This window comes from Methylobacterium sp. J-077, from assembly GCF_022829365.1.
Classification (GTDB): Bacteria; Pseudomonadota; Alphaproteobacteria; order Rhizobiales; family Beijerinckiaceae; genus Methylobacterium.
Genome location: NZ_JAKSYJ010000216.1, coordinates 85,334 through 102,589, shown reverse-complemented (window position 1 = coordinate 102,589; position 17,256 = coordinate 85,334). Strand labels below are relative to the sequence as shown.

General features: G+C 68.5%; 15 protein-coding genes. 5 read left to right on the top strand and 10 right to left on the bottom strand.

The genetic code is table 11. From position 1 onward, the window contains the following. Positions 1–11: 11 nt before the first annotated feature. From MKL11_RS26770 to MKL11_RS26740, 7 genes are all read right to left on the bottom strand, one after another. Positions 12–734, bottom strand: a complete 723-nt coding sequence (locus MKL11_RS26770) for a response regulator (protein WP_243948922.1) — start codon at positions 732–734, stop codon at positions 12–14. Next, positions 731–3,448, bottom strand: coding sequence for a sensor histidine kinase (locus MKL11_RS26765; protein WP_243948920.1), 2,718 nt, complete (start codon positions 3,446–3,448; stop codon positions 731–733). The genes MKL11_RS26770 and MKL11_RS26765 overlap by 4 nt, the downstream gene beginning before the upstream one ends. 9 nt (positions 3,449–3,457) lie before the next feature. Next, on the bottom strand, positions 3,458–4,063 hold the full coding sequence (locus MKL11_RS26760; RefSeq protein WP_243948918.1) for a K(+)-transporting ATPase subunit C: 606 nt from the start codon (positions 4,061–4,063) through the stop codon (positions 3,458–3,460). Between the two features lie 17 nt (positions 4,064–4,080). Beyond that, positions 4,081–6,171, bottom strand: coding sequence for a potassium-transporting ATPase subunit KdpB (kdpB, locus tag MKL11_RS26755; protein WP_243948916.1), 2,091 nt, complete (start codon positions 6,169–6,171; stop codon positions 4,081–4,083). A 62-nt stretch (positions 6,172–6,233) separates the two neighbouring features. After that, a complete protein-coding gene (locus MKL11_RS26750; protein ID WP_243948914.1) occupies positions 6,234–6,443 on the bottom strand; it encodes a hypothetical protein in 210 nt (69 codons plus the stop codon). 1 nt (position 6,444) lies between these two features. Then, on the bottom strand, positions 6,445–8,160 hold the full coding sequence (kdpA, locus tag MKL11_RS26745) for a potassium-transporting ATPase subunit KdpA (RefSeq protein ID WP_243948912.1): 1,716 nt from the start codon (positions 8,158–8,160) through the stop codon (positions 6,445–6,447). A gap of 13 nt (positions 8,161–8,173) precedes the next feature. Then, a complete protein-coding gene (locus MKL11_RS26740) occupies positions 8,174–8,263 on the bottom strand; it encodes a K(+)-transporting ATPase subunit F (RefSeq protein ID WP_017484418.1) in 90 nt (29 codons plus the stop codon). Positions 8,264–8,648: 385 nt separating this feature from the next. On the opposite strand from MKL11_RS26740, the gene MKL11_RS26735 reads away from it, so the two are divergent. The 3 genes from MKL11_RS26735 to MKL11_RS26725 all read left to right on the top strand — a co-directional run bounded on the left by MKL11_RS26735 (position 8,649) and on the right by MKL11_RS26725 (position 10,618). Next, entirely contained in the window at positions 8,649–9,260 is a 612-nt protein-coding gene (locus tag MKL11_RS26735; RefSeq protein ID WP_243948910.1) for a cell wall anchor protein, read from the top strand. 21 nt (positions 9,261–9,281) lie between these two features. Continuing rightward, entirely contained in the window at positions 9,282–9,860 is a 579-nt protein-coding gene (locus MKL11_RS26730) for an NADPH-dependent FMN reductase (protein WP_243948908.1), read from the top strand. A 425-nt stretch (positions 9,861–10,285) separates the two neighbouring features. Beyond that, the gene (locus MKL11_RS26725; protein ID WP_243948906.1) at positions 10,286–10,618 is read left to right on the top strand and encodes a hypothetical protein; all 333 of its coding nucleotides are present in this window, start codon (positions 10,286–10,288) and stop codon (positions 10,616–10,618) included. A gap of 105 nt (positions 10,619–10,723) precedes the next feature. On the opposite strand, the gene MKL11_RS26720 is transcribed toward MKL11_RS26725, so the two are convergent. From MKL11_RS26720 to serA, 3 genes are all read right to left on the bottom strand, one after another. Next, positions 10,724–10,939, bottom strand: coding sequence for a hypothetical protein (locus tag MKL11_RS26720; protein ID WP_243948901.1), 216 nt, complete (start codon positions 10,937–10,939; stop codon positions 10,724–10,726). Between the two features lie 550 nt (positions 10,940–11,489). Further along, positions 11,490–11,966: a hypothetical protein gene (locus MKL11_RS26715; protein ID WP_243948899.1), complete on the bottom strand. Its 477-nt coding sequence runs from the start codon at positions 11,964–11,966 to the stop codon at positions 11,490–11,492. Between the two features lie 137 nt (positions 11,967–12,103). Next, a complete protein-coding gene (gene serA / locus MKL11_RS26710; RefSeq protein WP_243948897.1) occupies positions 12,104–13,354 on the bottom strand; it encodes a phosphoglycerate dehydrogenase in 1,251 nt (416 codons plus the stop codon). A 323-nt stretch (positions 13,355–13,677) separates the two neighbouring features. Between serA and MKL11_RS26705 the strand changes: the two genes are divergently transcribed. Together MKL11_RS26705 and rpsA are read left to right on the top strand one after the other, a co-directional pair. Continuing rightward, positions 13,678–14,526 (top strand): transglutaminase-like domain-containing protein, encoded by an 849-nt coding sequence (locus MKL11_RS26705; RefSeq protein ID WP_243948895.1) that lies wholly within the window; start codon positions 13,678–13,680, stop codon positions 14,524–14,526. A gap of 900 nt (positions 14,527–15,426) precedes the next feature. Next, positions 15,427–17,139: a 30S ribosomal protein S1 gene (gene rpsA, locus MKL11_RS26700; protein WP_243948892.1), complete on the top strand. Its 1,713-nt coding sequence runs from the start codon at positions 15,427–15,429 to the stop codon at positions 17,137–17,139. The last annotated feature ends 117 nt before the right edge of the window (positions 17,140–17,256 follow it).

Genomic DNA, 17,256 nt, shown 5'->3' with positions numbered 1-17,256 from the left:
GGCTGAACGCGTCAGCGCCCGCTTTCCGCGACGGGCGGTTTGAGCGTCGGCTCGTCGTCGGGCGCGCGCAGGCGGTAGCCGACGCCGGTCTCGGTGAGCAGGATGCGCGGACGCTCTGGATCGGCTTCGAGCTTCTGGCGGAGCTGGCGCATGTAGACCCGCAGATATTGCGGGTCGGAGGAGACCGAGACCGCCTGCATCAGCTGGGCGTGAGTCAGCACCTTGCCGGCATGCAGCACCATCACCCGCAGGAAGTCGTATTCCCGCGGCGTGAGCTTCACCTCGGTGTCATCGACCTTCACGATGCGCCGGATGAGGTCGATCGAGAGCCGTTCGACCCGGAAGACCGGACGCTCGCCCTGAACTGCGAGCTGGTGCCGCAGGGCCGCGCGCAGCCGGGCGAGAAGCTCGGCCATGCCGAACGGCTTGGTGACGTAGTCGTCGGCCCCGAGGTCGAGGGCCTCGACCTTGCCGGCCTCGTCGTCCCGGCTCGACAGCACCACCACTGGCAGCCCGGGATGGCTGACGCGGATCGCGCGGAGCAGGTCGTGGCCGCGCATGTCGGGCAGGCCGAGATCGAGGATGACGAGGTCGGGGGCTTCGCGGCCCAGCACCTCCAGGGCGACGGCGGCGTTCGGCGCCTCAAGAACGGCGTAGCCCTGCGTGGCGAGCCCCATGCGGAGCAATTTCCGGATTGGGGGCTCGTCGTCGATGACCAGGATGGTCGGGCTCATGCGGCCATATCCCTCGGTGCGGTCCGGGTCGGCGCCGGCAGCGTCACGGTGAAGGCGGCACCCAACCGGTCCCGACGGTTGCCGGCGGTGACGGTGCCGCCCATCGCCTCCACGAAGCCCCGCGAGATGGCAAGGCCGAGCCCCGTCCCGGCACGGACTCGGTCGCTCTTGCGCACCCGGTAGAATTTGTCGAACACCCGCTCGATGTCCGGCTCGGGGATGCCGTTGCCCTCGTCCAGCACCTCGATGCGAACGGACCGGCCGTCCCGCCAGGCGCGCACGGTCACCGTGGAATCCTCCGGTGCGTATTTGGCGGCGTTGTCGAGGAGGTTGACCAGAACCTGCTCGAACAGGACCGGGTCGAGCCGCAGCGTCGGCAGGTCGGGAGCGATCTCGACCGCGACCCGGTGTCCGGCCAGGATCTTCTGGGTCCGCCGCAGGGCGGTGTCGACGGTCTCCGCGACGTCCTGGGGTGCCAGATTCGGCGCCACCGCCCCGGCCTCCAGGCGCGTCATGTCGAGCAGGTTCACGATGAAGCGGTTCAGCCGCTCCGATTCCTCGATGATCGTCGCCAGGAGCTCGGCCTTCGCTTCGGGAGGGAGCGCCGCGTCGAGGTCGCGCAGCGTGCTCGCGGCGCCCAGCACCGAGGCGAGCGGGGTGCGCAGGTCGTGGCTGATCGAGGTGAGCAGCGCCTGGCGCAGGCGGTCTGTCTCCGCGGCGCGCTCGGCCTTGTCGAGATCCTCGACGAGCCGCACCCGCTCGATGGCGAGCGCGCCCATGTCGGCGAGCGCATCGAGCAGGCGCCGGTCCTCCGGCGTCAGGATCGGGCCGGTCCCGTCGGCGTCGAGGCCGATGACGCCGAGGGTGCCGCGCCCGGTGCGCATCGGCATAAATAGGCGCTTGGCGCCCGGCAGCGTGTCGGCGCCGCGACCGGCCGGCCGGTCGTTGTCGAAAGCCCACTGCGCCGCGGCGAGATCGGCCTCGTCGAGCATGTCCTCCGGCGGGTAACCCGCCCGGACCGTGACCGCCTTGCCCTCGGGCAGGAGCAGGACCACCCGGACCTTGAGCATCGCCGCGACCTGTGCGGAGGTGGCCCAGAGCACGTCGTCTAGGGTGCCGCAGCCCGCCAGCTTGCGGGAGAACCCGAAGAGCCGCTCCGTCGCCTTGGCGCGTCCCTGACTGACGATGGCGGTGAGGCGGGCGCGGGCGGCGAGGTTCGAGACCAGGACCGCCACGATCGTGAAGAGCAGGAAGGCCGCGACGTTGGTTGGGTCGGCGATGGTGAGCGTGTAGACCGGCGGCAGAAAGAAGAAATTGTAGGCGAGCGAGGCCGCCAGCACGGCCAGGAGGGAGGGCCCGAGCCCCCACCGCACGGCGACGCCGACGACGGCGGTGAGCAGGAACAGGTCGGCGTTCTCCACGCCGGCATAGGGCTGGGCGAGGATGGCGGTGCCAAGGCCGAACGACACCGCGACCAGGGCCATCAGGTAGCCGGACGCGTCGACCGTGCTCGCAGGCGCGGCCGTGGCCACGGACCGGCGGGAAGACCCCTCCACCGGGATGGCCTCTCCGGGTACGACATGCACGCTGATGTTGCCGCTCCGGCTGACGAGGTCGTACACCACCGAGCCGTTGACGAGCACGAACCACCGGGAGCGCGTCGCCTTGCCGACGACGATGTGGTTGACGTTGGCGCTCCGGGCATAGGCCAGGACGTCGTCCGCGATGCGCCGGCCGCCCGGCAGGGTCACGGCGTCGCCGCCGAGCCGGTCGGCCAGCCGCAGCGCCTCCGCGATCCGGTCGCGCTCGGTTTCGCTCAAGGACGCGGTGCGCGGGCTCTCGATGGCGAGGGCCGTCCACGGCGCGTGCAGGCGGTCGGCGAGCCGTTTGGCGTAGCGCACCAGGCCGGCGGAGCGGGGGTCGTCGTTCACGCAGACCAGCACCCGCTCGCCCGCCGCCCAGGGCCCGGCGATGGCATTCGCACGCATGTGGCTCAAGAGCTCGTCGTCGACCCGGTCGGCGGTCCGGCGCAGGGCGAGCTCCCGCAAGGCGGTGAGGTTGCCGCGGGAAAAGTAGTGCTTGAGCGCGCGCTCGGCGTTCGTCGGGAGATAAACCTTGCCGGCCTTGAGGCGCTCGATCAGGTCGTCCGGGTTGAGATCGACCACCTCGATGTCGTCGGCTCGGTCGAGAATGCCGTCCGGCACGGTCTCGCGCACCCGTATGCGGGTGATCTGCGCGACCACGTCGTTGAGGCTCTCGACGTGCTGGATGTTCAGCGTCGTGTAGACGTCGATGCCGGCGTCGAGCAGTTCCTCCACGTCCTGGTAACGCTTCGGATGGCGGCTGCCCGGCGCGTTGGTGTGGGCGAGCTCGTCGACCAGGGCGAGCGCGGGCCGGCGGGCGAGCAGCGCGTCGAGGTCCATCTCTTCGAGGACGGTGCCGTGGTACGGCACAGCCCGTCGCGGGATCACCTCGAACCCGTCGAGCAGAGCCTCGGTCTCGACGCGGCCGTGGGTCTCCACCACGCCGACCGCCACGTCGGTGCCGGACTTCAGCCTCGCGTGGCCGATGGTGAGCATCTCGTAGGTCTTGCCGACGCCGGGGGCCGCGCCGAGAAAGACCTTGAGCCTGCCGCACGTGCGCCCCTCCCGGCGTGACGCTTCGAGTAGCGCCTCCGGGGTGGGACGGGTCGGATCGCGGCCGGGCTCGGGCAAGATTGTTCCTCAGCGGCGTCCCAGATCGTCGAGGGCGAGGTTCAAGGCTAACACGTTGACGCGCGGCTCGCCGAGCAGGCCGAGGCTGCGACCCTGGACCTGGCTCGTCACGAGGTCGCGCAGCTTGTCGTCGGGGAGGTTGCGGGCTTTGGCGACCCGGGGCACCTGGAACAGGGCGGCCTCGGGCGAGATGTCCGGGTCCAGGCCCGAGCCGCTCGTCGTGACGAGGTCGACCGGCACCGGCGTGCCCGGACTCTCTGTCTTCAGGGCGTCGAGGTCGCCCTTCACGCGTTCCGCCAGCGCGGCGCTCGTCGGGCCGAGGTTCGAGCCGGAGGAATTGGCCGCGTTGTAGGGCGCCGGCACGGTCTTGCTCGCATCGGCCGGGTCGGGCGCACTCGTCGCCGACGGCCGGCCGTGGAAGTAGTTCGCGCCCGTAAAGGTCTGGCCGATCAGGCTCGAGCCGACGATTTTGCCGTCGCGCTCGATCAGGCTGCCGGCGGCCTTGGCCGGGAAGATCGCCCCGGCGATGCCGGTCATGGCGAGGGGGTAGGCGAGGCCCGTGACCGCCGTCAGGGCGACGAGCAGGACGAGGGCGGGCCGAAGCTGGTTCATCATGGAAGTCTTCCCTGACCTTACGTGAGATGGAGGGCGGTGACGGCGAGGTCGATGGCCTTGATGCCGGCAAACGGCACCAGGACGCCGCCGAGCCCGTAGATCAGCAGATTCCGGCGCAGCAGCGCGGGGGCGCCGACGGCGCGGTAGGTCACGCCCCGCAGGGCGAGCGGGATCAGCGCCACGATGATCAGGGCGTTGAAGATGATCGCCGAGAGGATCGCGCTCTGCGGCGAGGCCAGGCCCATGACGTTCAGCGCCTGCAATTGCGGGTAGAGCGTCAGGAACATGGCGGGGATGATCGCGAAGTACTTCGCTACGTCGTTGGCGATGGAAAAGGTCGTCAGCGCCCCCCGGGTCATCAGCAACTGCTTGCCGATGCCGACGATCTCGATGAGCTTGGTCGGATCGGAATCGAGATCGACCATGTTGCCGGCCTCGCGGGCCGCCACCGTGCCGGTGTTCATGGCGACGCCGACATCGGCCTGGGCCAGCGCCGGCGCATCGTTGGTGCCGTCGCCGCACATGGCGACGAGCTTGCCCTGCGCCTGTTCCTTGCGGATCAGCGCCAGCTTGTCCTCCGGGGTGGCCTGGGCGAGGAAGTCGTCGACGCCGGCCTCCGCGGCGATGGCGGCGGCGGTCAACGGGTTGTCGCCGGTGATCATCACCGTGCGGATGCCCATCTGCCGCAACTCCGCGAAACGCTCCCGGATGCCGCCCTTCACGATGTCCTTCAGGTAGACGATTCCGAGTAGCCGGCCGTCCCTCGCCACCGCGAGCGGCGTGCCGCCGGCCTTGGCGATCGCCTCTGCGATGGCTCGAAGTTCGCCCACGACCTCGGTCTCGGCAGCCGGGTAGTAGGCCAGCGCCGCGTTGGAACCGCGGGTCGCCATCGGCTGTGCCGTCACGGCAGCGATGACCGAGTCGACCGCGCCCTTGCGGATGGACACGCCGTCGAGATCGACGCCGCTCATGCGCGACTGGGCGGTGAATGGCACGAAGGTCGCGTTCAGCCCCGCCATGTCGCGGGCGCGGATGCCGTAGGCCTCCTTCGCGAGCACGACGATCGAGCGGCCCTCTGGGGTCTCGTCGGCCAGCGAGGCGAGCTGCGCCGCATCCGCCAGATCCTGCTCCGTCACGCCCGAAACCGGGCGGAACTCGGTGGCCTGCCGGTTGCCGAGGGTGATGGTGCCGGTCTTGTCGAGCAGCAGCGTGTCGACGTCACCCGCCGCCTCGACGGCGCGGCCCGACATGGCGAGCACGTTGAAACGCACCAGCCGGTCCATGCCGGCGATGCCGATGGCCGAGAGGAGCGCGCCGATCGTCGTCGGGATCAGGGTGACGAACAGCGCGACCAGGACGATCAGCGGGATGGCCCCACCGGCATAGGACGCGAAGCTGGGGATGCTGGCGACCGCGAACACGAACACGATGGTGAGGCCGGCGAGCAGGATGTTCAGGGCGATCTCGTTCGGCGTCTTCTGCCGCGAGGCCCCCTCCACCAGGGCAATCATGCGGTCGACGAAGGTCGACCCCGCTGCGGCGGTGATGCGGACCTTGATCGCGTCGGAGAGCACCTGCGTGCCGCCGGTGACAGCCGAGCGATCGCCGCCCGATTCCCGGATCACCGGCGCGGATTCGCCGGTGATCGCCGCCTCGTTGACGGAAGCCACGCCCTCGATCACCTCGCCGTCGGAGGGGATGAGCTCACCGGCCTCCACCAGGACGACGTCGCCAACCTTGAGCGACGTGCCCGGGACGGTCTCGGAGTCGCGCCCCGAGCCTGTCAGGCGTCTGGCCGTCATCTCGGTGCGGGTGCGCCGCAGGCTGTCGGCCTGGGCCTTGCCCCGGCCCTCGGCGAGGGCCTCGGCGAAGTTGGCGAAGATCAGGGTGAACCACAGCCAGAGGATGATCTGGCCGGAAAACAGCAGGTCGCTGGCGCCGACCACGAGGTCGCGGACGAACAGCACGGTCGTGAGGGCGGCCACGACCTCGACGACGAACATGACCGGGTTGCGGATCATGGCGCGCGGGTCGAGCTTTTTTACGGAGCCGACGAGGGCGGGTCCGACGAGAGCGGGGCTGAACAGGGATGACGCAGGGCGGGACATGGTCGGGTGTCCAGATTGAGGGGATCGGAGCCCGGCGTCGCGCGCCGGGTTGGAATATCGGTTCAGGGCGCGGCGACACGCGCCATCAGGGCCGCGGCGGCCAGCAGGGCGAGACCGCCGAGCAGGGTCACGCCGAGCAGCGCGAGGATCAGGTCGGAGAGCCTGGCCGGTGCGGCGCCCGGCCTGGCCGCGGGCCTGTCCCGGTGCGGCGGCTGCCGGTGCACCATCAGGTGGTGGCGCGGAACGCGTCGGGACGGGACGGCACGGGTCATCTCAGCCTCCCGTCGCGAAGGTCTGGCCCGCCGTGCCCGCGAGGTGCTCGACCACGGGGCCCAGCGCCAGCGACGGGAAGAAGGTCAGGCCGCCGACGATCAGGATGACGCCGACCAGCAACCCGACGAACAGGCCGCCATGAGTGGGGAACGTGCCCGCCGAGGCCGGGACCGTCTTCTTGGCCGCCAGCGAGCCCGCAATGGCGAGCACGGGGATCTTCACGAAGAACCGCCCCACCAGCATGCCGATGGCCAGCGTGCTGTTGTAGAACGGCGTGTTGGCCGTCAGGCCGCCGAAGGCAGAGCCGTTGTTGGCCGCCGCCGAGGTGTAGGCGTAGAGGATCTCGGTGAAGCCGTGGGGGCCGGCATTGGCCGGGCCGGCGAGGCCGGCGGAGACGACCGTGGCGATGGCCGTTCCACCGAGCATCATCAGCGGCAGGCAGAGGATGCCGAGCATGGCCATCTTCACCTCCTTCGCCTCGATCTTCTTGCCGAGGTATTCGGGCGTGCGGCCGACCATCAGGCCCGCCACGAAGATCGCCACGATCACGAAGATCAGCATGCCGTAGAGGCCGGCGCCGACACCGCCGATGATGATCTCGCCGAGCTGCATGTTGATCAGCGGGATCATGCCGCCGAGCGCCGTGAAGCTGTCGTGCATGGCGTTGACCGCGCCGCAGGAGGCGGCCGTCGTGATCACCGCGAACAGCGCCGAGGCGGCGATGCCGAAGCGGATCTCCTTGCCCTCCATGTTGCCGGCGGCGAGGCCGAGGCTGTTCAGGACGGAGCTGCCCTGGGCCTCGGCCCAGTAGGTGACGAGGACGCCGGCCAGGAACAGGACGCCCATGGCGCCCAGGATCGCCCAGCCCTGGCGCTCGTCCCCGACCATGCGGCCGAACACGTTGGTGAGCGCGGCCCCGATCGCGAAGATCGAGACCATCTGGACGAAATTCGACAGGGCGGTGGGGTTCTCGAACGGGTGCGCGGCGTTGGCGTTGAAGAAGCCGCCGCCGTTTGTGCCCAGCATCTTGATCGCCACCTGGCTCGCCACCGGCCCGACCGCGATGGTCTGCTTGGCGCCCTCGAGCGTGGTCGCGTCGACATACGCCCCAAGCGTCTGCGGCATGCCCTGCCAGACGAGGAACAGCGTGTACGGAATGCAGATCGGCAGCAGCACGTAGAGGGTCGCCCGGGTGACATCGACCCAGAACGAACCGATGGTGCCGGTCGAAGCCCGCGCGAACCCGCGGATCAGCGCGACAGCGACGGCGATGCCGGTGGCCGCCGACAGGAAGTTTTGGTGCGTCAGGCCCAGCATCTGGGTCAGGTACGACAGCGTGGTCTCGCCGCCGTAGGACTGCCAGTTGGTGTTGGTGATGAAGCTGGCCGACGTGTTGAACGCGAGGTCCGGCGCCACCGCGGCTTGGTCGGCCGGGTTGAGCGGCAGGATGGCCTGCAGGCGCAGGATCGCGTAGAGCGCCGCGAAGCCCAGGATGTGGAACAGGATTACGGCGCCGGTGTAGGCGAGCCAGTGCTGCTCCTGCCGGGCGTCGATACCGGACACGCGATAGAGCCCGCGCTCGAACGGCGCGAGGATCGGCGAGAGGACGGTGCGCTCGCCGTTGAACACGCGGGTCAAGTAGAGGCCGAGGGGCCTCACGAGCGCCAAGACGACCGCGCAGTACAGCTCAATCTGGATCCAGCCGTTGAGGGTCATGGGAGGTGGTCCTTCAGAACCGCTCGGGGCGGACGAGGGCGTAGGTGAGGTAGACGAGGAGCCCGGCAGTCACGAGGGCGCCGAGGGCGAGGTCGAGGGTCATGGCGGTCTGCCTCAGAGGCGGTCGCAGAGGAGCGCGTAGCCTTCGCTCACGGCGAAGAAGGTTAGCCCCGCGGCGATGAAGATGAGGTCGAGCATGGGACGTCCGTGTCGGTCGCGCGGGCCGACCGCGGCTCTGCCGCGACCGATCCCGGCCAACCCGGAGTGTGGACGGGAACCACGTTAGGGTTCGAGACGGAGAGGCGGGCGATCTTATAAGGATCGCATGAGGATCGGACGCTCGGATCGCGAGGCCGCCACAAATCGGCAAACTCTGCCGCGCGGCCAATCCTGCCGGCCGGTCGCCCATTCTGCCCTTTGAAATCAAAGCGAAAATTCTGGAACGCGCCGTGCGTGGTCACCCCCGCAAGACTTCGCGAGGACGTATCATGTCGGTCGGTTCGGTCACGAGCAGCAGCCTCCAACGAGACCTCATCAGCGCCCTGCGGCAGACGCGGGCCGCCTCCGCGCAGCAGACCGACGCGAGCACGTTCGCCTCAGCGAGCCAGGACGCCGGCGCCTCGGCCGGCACCGGCGCCGCGACGTCCTCAAGCAGCACGTCGTCCAGCCCGGCGCTGTCGAGCGACCTGATGGCCTCGCTGCTGCAGGTGCAATCCGATTACAGCCAGATCAACGCGCAGGGCGGTCTCGCGGCGGCCACGAGCTCTTCGAGCGCCACCGACGGGACGGCATCGGCCGTCGGCACGGATGACGGCCAGGCCTCGGGCGCTTCAGCACCGGTCCATCACCATCACGGCCATCACGCACGCCCTGCCGAATCCGCGGTTCCGGACACTACGACGTCCGACCCTGCGGCCAGCGGCGGCACCGCTGCCGCGACGACCTCGGGCACGTCGACCGGCGATACGACCGCGTCCAGCGGCACCGACGACGGCCTGCAATCGTTGCTTCAGCAGGTCACGAAGGCGATCGCCGCCTACGCGACCACCGGGCCGGCCGGCCTGGCAGCCAGCGCGCTCACGGCCACATCGAAGACCTGATCAGGTTGATCGGAGATCGCCATGCCTCTCACCGTCCCGGTCATCCTCGGCAGCGTCCGCTCCGACCGCATCGGCATCCGGGCGGCGCTGTTTCTGATCGCCCGGCTCGAGGCGCGCGGCCACGCCGCCCCGCTGGTCGATCCCGCCGAGTTGAAGCTCCCGCTCCTCGACCGGATGTACAAGGAATACCCATCCGGCACCGCCCCGGAGGCGTTGGAACGCCTCGCCGCTCTGTATCGCGAGGCAGACGCCTTCGTGGTGGTCTCGGCCGAGTACAATCACGGCGTTCCGCCGGCTTTGTCCAACACCCTCGATCACTTCCTCGAAGAGTATTCCTGGCGGCCGTCGGCGATCTGTTGCTACTCGGCCGGCCAGTTCGGCGGGGTCCGCGCGGCGATGCCGCTCCGGGCCATGCTCGCCGAACTGGGCATGCCCAGCATCCCATCACTGCTGCCGATCCCCCGTCTCCAGACGGTGCTCGACGAAGACGGCACGCCCGCGGATGCCTGGATCGAGAAAGCGGCCGGCCGGTTCCTGGACGAGCTGGACTGGTATGCCGAAGCTCTTGGCGAGCGCCGTCGGCGTGGAACCCCGTATTGAGGGTGCCTCACGAGGCGCGTGGCCCGCGAACGGCTCGCTCCGCATCGGTCGATCCCGACGAGAGCGTGCGAACGAGGCCGCCGGTTTCTGCTGCGCGCCACGGGGCTGCACCGATCTTCCTCAGCCCGGCGTCACAGTCGCAATGCAGTTGTGACAGCACCATGACAGTTTTTCTTCCATTGGAATCCGTAGTGCTGAACGCGCCACGAATAGTCATGCATTCCCGTTTAGACAGCCGATATCGCGTATCCTAGCTTTGGATTCCATCGATAAACGATAGACTATCCTGTCGCGGAGCAACCATACCGTCTCGGAAAAATCGGCGGCTCGGCACAGAAGCTGTATTGCGCTGTTGCAAAAAGGTGGCTGCACCGTCCGCGAAAGTATGAGATCGTCTCCGCGTTCCCGGTTGCGGACCCATTCCGATGAAACTCGACGAGAGGGCGCTCCTTCAGGAGCGCGTGCGCACGCTTGTCCTGCGTCATGCCCTCGAGGCGGCGCTGGAGCGCCTGGCGGCGGCCACCCGCGAAGCGGGGAAGGAGGCTGCGGCCGAATTCCAAAGCCTGGAGCAGTCCCTGCTCTCGGCTGCCCGCAGCATCGCGGATCGCGCCTCAAGCCAGAAGCTGGCGGTGCTGGTCGCGGTGGAGGATGCCGGCGCGACGGTGCGGGCGGCCTTCGACAACGCCCATAGCCGGCTCGACGCCTTGCAGACCGAGCCGCTTTCGGCCGCAGAACCCCTCAACGCGGTGGCGGCGTAGCGCCGGTTCCCTGACGTGGCTTCGAGAGGCTGCCGGGGAGGGCGGGAGCGCCGCCGTCCCCCATCGTGACCCCCACTGACTTGGGCGGGGCCTACACGCAAAAACTTACTGCTTGGCGCGGTTGATGATCGCCCAGAGCGCCTGGGCCACCGGCTCGGACACGGTGCGGCGGTACTTGCGGTGAACGAGCTGGCCGTTGTGGAACACGTCCTGCTCGACGTAGAGGCGCTCGCCGTCCCACCGGACGATGTTGTCGGATTCGATGGTTTCCTCGACGCCGAGATCCCCCCGCAGGATCGAGTTGCCAGTCTGGGTCAGCATACGCGCGTCCTCGTTCACGCTGTTGGTTCGGCGAGGGGAGCAAAGTCGCGGCGTGCGCGGCGAAACTCCCGCAGAAGGCACCATAGGAGCGTGCCGCCCGAGGCGCCAGCGATGCCGCGGACGCAATCGGGCGACCGTTACCGCGAAGGATCCGGTCCTCGGGCGCGTGCGGCATGCGCGTACGGATTGCGGCGCGCAGGCCTCGGTGAGCCGGCTTAACGTGACCCATGTGCGCTTCGGCACGTCGGATCGAGCGGCTTGATGCGATGCTCTGCTCACGCGTCAGGGCTGCACTCAGGTCATCTCCTGTGTGGGCAACGCCGCGACGGAGGCGCTCATGCTCGCTCGCCCGTTCCGATGTCTTACCCCGGCGCTTGCGGCTCTGAGCCTGATTGCGCTGCGGCTCGCCAGCCCGTTCCTGACGCCAGCAGCGGCTCCGCCGCCCGACGCCGGCGAGGACCGGCGGGTCGTCTTCCGGCATTTTCTCTGACGCATCGTCCCGAAAGGCGGTTTCCGGCTTCCGGGATAGGACGATGGTCCAATCAGACGTTCAGCCGCGCCGGCTGAGCACCGCGCCCGGCACCGGGCAGGCGGGCAGGGCGGAGGGACCGAGCACGATGTCGCCCTGCTGCGGGTTGTTGACCGTGAACGGTGCGGTCTCCTGCGTGCCGAAGAAGCCGCGGCCGAGTTGCGATGCGAAGAACTCATCGCTCCCGAACCGGACGAAGCAGCGGTCGAGCACGGCCTCGTAATCGAAGCTCGCCTGGGTGACCGGGCTGCCTCCGGCATCGGGAAGCCCGCAATAGGCCGAGATCGCGATCTGGCCCGGCCGCGACAGTCGCACCGGTAGGGATTGCCCGGGCAGCAGGGTCGCTGGCGGCCCGCCGTCCTGGCGCGCGACCAGCACGTAGGTCGAGCGGTTGTAGATCCGGCGCAGGCAATCCGCGGACGCATCGGAGACGACCGAAACCGTCCCGGCCAGACCGAGCACGAGGCCGGCCAATCCGCATCCAATACGCTTCGTCACCGCACATCCTCCGCCGATCGGCCGATCCATCAGCAAAGCGGCCGGGCGTGACTTGAACAGCGCCCGGCGCCGCCGCGCAAGGCGAACGCGGCAACAGACGCCGCGTTCGATGCGGTCGGGACGAAATCGCCCGGGTTTCAGCGGCGCTCGTAGAGCAGGCGCGCCCGGATCGTGCCCGGGATGGCGCGGATCTCGGTGAGCAGCGCCTCGGCATCGGCGTCGGTGGCGTCGGTCTCCAGCACGACGTACCCGACCTCGCCGTCGGTCTGGTAGAACTGCGCGGCGATGTTGACGTGGCCGCGGGAGAACACGTCGTTCAGCCGCCCGAGCATGCCCGGCAGGTTGCGCTGGACGTGGATGAAGCGCGTCCCCGTCGGCCGCGCCGGCAATTGCACCTGCGGAAAATTCACCGCGCCCACCGTCGAGCCGATATCGGAATAATCCACGAGCTTGCGGGCGACCTCGGCGCCGATGCGCTCCTGGGCCTCTTCCGTCGAGCCGCCGATATGCGGCGTGAGGATCACGTTCTCGATCCCCTGGAGCGGGCTCACGAAGGCTTCCGTGTTGGAGCCCGGCTCCACCGGGAACACGTCGATGGCCGCGCCCTTGAGGTGGCCGTCGCGCAGGGCCTCCGCCAGCGCGTCGAGGTCGACCACCGTGCCGCGGGCGTTGTTGATCAGGAACGAACCGGGGCGCATCGCCCGGATCTCGGCCGCGCCGATCATGTTGGCGGTGGCTTCCGTCTCGGGGACGTGGAGCGAGACCACGTCGCACTGGCCAAGCAGGTCGTGCAGGGTCTTGGTCGGTTCGGTGTTGCCGTGTCGCAGCTTGTCGGTGTGGTCGTAGAACAGCACCCGCATGCCCATCGCCTCGGCGAGCGTCGAGAGCTGCGTGCCGATATTGCCGTAGCCGACGATGCCGAGCGTCTTGCCGCGGACCTCGAGCGAACCCGCCGCCGACTTGTCCCACCGGCCGGCATGGGCGCCGACCGAGCGCGGCACGATCCGGCGCAGCAGCATCACGATCTCGCCGATCGTCAGCTCCGCAACCGAGCGGGTGTTGGAGAACGGCGCGTTGAACACCGGGATGCCGCGATGGCGCGCGGCCTCCAGGTCGACCTGGTTGGTGCCCACCGAGAAGCAGCCCACCGCCAGCAGCCGGTCCGCCGCCTCGAACGCGGCCGCGTCGAGCTGCGTGCGCGAACGGATGCCCACCATGTGCACGCCCTGAAGTGCCGCGTGCAGGGCCTCCCGGTCGAGCGCCTTCGGCAGCCGGGTCAGGTTGGTGTAGCCGGCGGCCTGCATCAGCGCGACGGCGCTATCGTTGATGCCTTCGAGGAGCAGGACGCGGATCTTGTCCTTGGGCAGGGAGAGCTTGTCGAGGGTCATGCGCAGCGTTCGTCCGGCGGCGGACCGATCGCCCGCCGCAGCGCCGGGGCCGATCCGCAGGTCTCTACGGCGTGCAGCGTTACGAGGCTGCCCTGTGCGATGCAACATGACATCGGGCAGGGCAGGGCTGCTTCGCGGGTGGGCATCATGGAGCGGCTCGACCAGACCGGCACGCGCCTGTGCCACATATTCGAGCAGTCTTAACGGACGACGACAGTTATCGGCACGGAACCGCTGGCCGATTTGAGTATTATAGGCACCATTACTATTAGCGCCCATCCTACAGCACCGCCTCGTGCTGGCTTCGTCGACGGTTCCTTCCTATGCACGTCCGCACCGGCTTCACCATCGCATTCGACACCTTCGGCCCGACGCCGATGAACCTGCTCCTGAACGTTCGCCCCGAGCGTCGGAGCGATCTCGTCACCCCGGAGGTTATCACCTTCGATCCACCGGTTGCGGCGCGCCAGCACGTCGACGTCTTCGGCAATGTCTGCACCCGCATCGTCGCCCCGGGCGGCCGGATCACCATGGCTGCCGATTTCACCGTCGCGGATAGCGGGCTGCCGGACGCGCAGGCTCCGGAGGCGCGCCAGATCCCGGTCCAGGACCTTCCGGACGACGTGCTGATGTACTTGCTCGGCTCGCGCTATTGCGACACCGACAAGCTGTCGGGAATCGCCTGGTCGCTGTTCGGCGCCACGCCGGAGGGTTGGGCACGGGTGCAGGCGATCGTCGACTTCGCCCACAATCGCCTGCGGTTCGACTACCAGCAGGCCGACGCCACCCGGACGGCCTTCGACGGCTATACGCAGCAGGTCGGTGTCTGCCGGGATTTCGCGCATCTGGCGATCACCCTGTGCCGCTGCATGAACATCCCGGCCCGCTATGCAACCGGCTATCTCGGCGATATCGGCGTGCCGAAGGATCCGGCGCCGATGGACTTTTCGGCGTGGTTCGAGGTCTATCTGGAAGGCCCCGAGGGCGGGCGCTGGTACACGTTCGACGCCCGGCACAACCGGCCACGGATCGCCCGCATCGTGATGGCCCGCGGGCGCGACGCCACGGATTGCGCGCTGACCACCAGTTTCGGGACCGCCTACTTGGTGCAGTTCGACGTCCATACCGACGAGGTCGATGGCGCGCAGGCCGTCCTGGCCCGGGCCGCCTGATCGGGCAGTCAAATGAGGCCTTGTAGCCGTTCGGTTTGTACGGGCAAATGTGCTCCTGTGGGGCTTGGCGCTACCAATCTGCACCGTCCTGAGGCACGGCGAGACCTGCGCCCTCTGCCGTGCGGGTGAGGGACCCGCTCTATCCGGAAGACCCTGTGCCATCACCCTGTCCCTCTCCCGCACGGGCTTGCAGATTCACTCATTGGGGTCGGCAGTAGACACGGGAGACACAGCGGCTCTCCCGCCCCCCTCTGCGGGGGAGGGTGGCCCCCGAGGGCGGTCAGGAGAGGGGAGCGGCGGTGCAGGATCGGGCTTAGCCCGTCATGCCGGTCGCGCCCTTCCTGAACCCGAGTTTCCCTCTCCCGACCCCTGCTGACGCAGGGGCCACCCTCCCCCGCAGGGGAGGGAGGGAGATGCGCCTGGGTTGGCCTCGAGCCCCATCCCGCAGCGATGTGTGAATCCGCTCGCCCGCACGGGAGAGGGGACCCGCGCCACATCCGGCAAGGGGCAAATCCGTCTACCTGTCTGCAAGAAGGCGAAGGCAACACGGGGTGACTGGGCGAAAGCCATATCGGCAGCCCGCCAAATCAGCTCGCCCCAACAATAGTCCCCTCCGAGCCACGCCCCACGCCGAGAAATTCCCTCGGTTGAAGTCGTTAAGCTGATGCTGTATGCAGCGCGCGTCCTTCCGGATTCCGCTCGCGCGCGCTCATTGGGGTGCCGCCGCGTCGTCGGCTGGACCGCCCTCGTCATCCGTATCGACGCGTCGGCAAGCCGGATCCCGCGGGACCGGCCGCCTCTCCCTCAAGTTTTACGGGAGCGGCCGCGGCGAACCGGGGGTGCGTGCAACGCGAGCCGCCGACGCAACGGGCCTCCGCCGGAGGCCGTTCAGGAGAGAGAATGACCGCTGGTACCGCTCTGGGGCGCAGCCCGAGCCGCGACGATTTCGCCGCCCTCCTCGAGGAGAGCTTCCTCGAACACGAGATCACCGAAGGTTCCGTCGTCAAGGGTCGCGTCGTCGCGATCGAGAAGGACGTGGCCGTCATCGACATCGGCGCCAAGACGGAAGGTCGTGTCGCGCTCAAGGAATTCACCGGCCCAGGCCGCGAAGGCGAGCTGAAGGTCGGCGACGAAGTCGAGGTCTACGTCGACCGTATCGAGAACGCGCTCGGTGAAGCCGTCATCTCGCGCGACAAGGCCCGTCGCGAGGAGAGCTGGGTCAAGCTCGAGAAGTCGTTCGAGAACAACGACCGCGTCACCGGAACGATCTTCAACCAGGTCAAGGGCGGCTACACCGTCGACCTCGACGGCGCCGTGGCGTTCCTGCCGCGCTCGCAGGTTGATATCCGCCCGGTCCGCGACGTCACCCCGCTGCTCGGCACCCCGCAGCCGTTCCAGATCCTCAAGATGGATCGCCGCCGCGGCAACATCGTCGTGTCGCGCCGGACCGTGCTCGAAGAGAGCCGCGCCGAGCAACGCTCGGAGCTGGTGGCCAACCTTGAGGAAGGTCAGGTCATTGACGGCGTCGTCAAGAACATCACCGAGTACGGCGCCTTCGTGGATCTCGGCGGCATCGACGGCCTGCTGCACGTCACCGACATGGCGTGGCGCCGCGTGAACCATCCGTCCGAGGTCGTGACCATCGGCCAGACGGTCAAGGTCAAGATCATCAAGATCAACCACGAGACGCACCGCATCTCGCTCGGCATCAAGCAGTTGCTGGCCGATCCGTGGGAGGGCATCGCCGCGCGCTACCCGGAGGGCGCCAAGCTCAAGGGCCGCGTGACCAACATCACCGATTACGGCGCCTTCGTGGAGCTGGAGCCGGGGATCGAGGGCCTGATCCACGTCTCCGAGATGAGCTGGACCAAGAAGAACGTCCATCCCGGCAAGATCGTCTCCACCTCTCAGGAGGTCGAGGTTCAGATCCTGGAAGTCGATCCGGTCAAGCGCCGCATCTCGCTCGGCCTCAAGCAGACCCTGCAGAACCCCTGGGAGGCCTTCTCCGAGAAGCACCCGGTCGGTTCCGAGGTCGAGGGCGAGGTCAAGAACAAGACCGAGTTCGGCCTGTTCATCGGCCTCGAGGGCGATGTCGACGGCATGGTCCACCTGTCGGATCTCGACTGGAACCGTCCCGGCGAGCAGGTCATCGAGGAGTTCAAGAAGGGCGACATGGTCCGCGCTCAGGTTCTCGACGTCGACGTCGAGAAGGAGCGGATCTCGCTGGGCGTGAAGCAGCTCGGCGGTGACCCCTTCGCCGAGGCCGGCGAGATCAAGAAGGGTCAGATCGTCACCTGCGAAGTCGTCGAGGTGAAGGATTCGGGCGTCGAGGTGAAGATCGTCGACACCGACATGACCACCTTCGTCCGCCGCGCCGAACTCGCCCGCGACCGCGGCGACCAGCGCCCCGAGCGTTTCGCCGCCGGCGAGAAGTTCGATGCCCGGGTCGTGCAGTTCGACCGCAAGGCCCACCGCGTCCAGGTCTCGATCAAGGCCCTGGAAGTGGCCGAGGAGAAGGAGGCGATGGCCCAGTTCGGCTCCGCCGATTCCGGCGCCTCGCTCGGCGACATCCTCGGCGCGGCCTTCAACAAGAAGCGCTCCGACGACGATTGAGACCAGACGGTTTCGCCGTCTGGTTAAGCCGGGCGGCGGACACGGAACGATCCAGAAGCCCGCGCGGGACACTCGTCCCGCGCGGGCTTTTCGTTGTGCGGTGGGTTTTCGAAGCGC